A 797-nucleotide genomic window follows, 5' to 3' on the forward strand; every position below is an offset into this window, starting at 1 on the left:
CACCTGCAAGGCGAGTTCGCGCGTCGGCGCCACCGCCAGCGCCAGCGGTGCGGCGGCGTGGCCGAAGCGCTCCGCGCCCTCAAGCAGGGTCGGCGCCAGAGCGAGGCCGAAGGCCACCGTCTTGCCGGAGCCGGTCTGCGCCGAAACCAGCGCATCGGCCTCGCCGAGCTCGGGCGCCACGACCGCCTTCTGGACGGGCGTCAGCTCGGAATAGCCGCGTTTCTCCAGCGCCCTGGCAAGCGCTGGAACAAGTGCTTCGAAGTTGGACATCTCACTCTTTCGGAATTTTAGGGTCCGCGCTCATCACGGAGCACATGCCGGGGCGGGCCTCGCGCCAGCCAAACAATCTTGGCCGTTCGTACTTCGCGCAGCCGCGATTGTACAGGGCGCGCGCAAAACCAGGCGCCGCTCGGCAATTGACTCTTGCCGCAAACCGCGTAAAAGCCGGCACCGAACGGGACAGTTTCGATGCGCGGCCTTTTGACGGCTCTTCCTGCATTCGATGCCCCCAGCCTCAATGCACATCATTGGGCCGGGCGCGTCGGCGCATCTCCTCGTTTCAGCAAAACCACATTCTTGGCCGAGAAAACTGGCAAAACCACCACCAAAACGGTGTGATTCCCTTGGCCTAACCACCCTCTCCCGGGTTCGGCCCGGGGGACGGAACCCGCAGCGGCCAGCGGGTTTCTCCAAAAACCAAGCGGAGAGGGACAGGAGATTTTTCGATGAGTTTCAAGGTAGCGATCGTCGGCGCCACGGGCAATGTGGGCCGGGAAATGCTCAACATACTGGAAGAG

At 63.7% G+C, this 797-nt stretch carries 2 protein-coding genes; both read right to left on the minus strand.

What is annotated here, in order from left to right:
• Positions 1 to 270: DEAD/DEAH box helicase (locus ENZ75_RS33235; protein WP_164746449.1), on the minus strand; the 270-nt coding region annotated here is incomplete at its 3' end.
• 254 nt (positions 271 to 524) lie between these two features.
• Positions 525 to 797: hypothetical protein (locus ENZ75_RS35805; protein WP_348630651.1), on the minus strand; the 273-nt coding region annotated here is incomplete at its 5' end.

The sequence above is a fragment of the Mesorhizobium sp. M7A.F.Ca.CA.002.04.1.1 genome, assembly GCF_004022805.1.
In the GTDB taxonomy this organism is placed as follows: Bacteria; Pseudomonadota; Alphaproteobacteria; order Rhizobiales; family Rhizobiaceae; genus Mesorhizobium; species Mesorhizobium ciceri.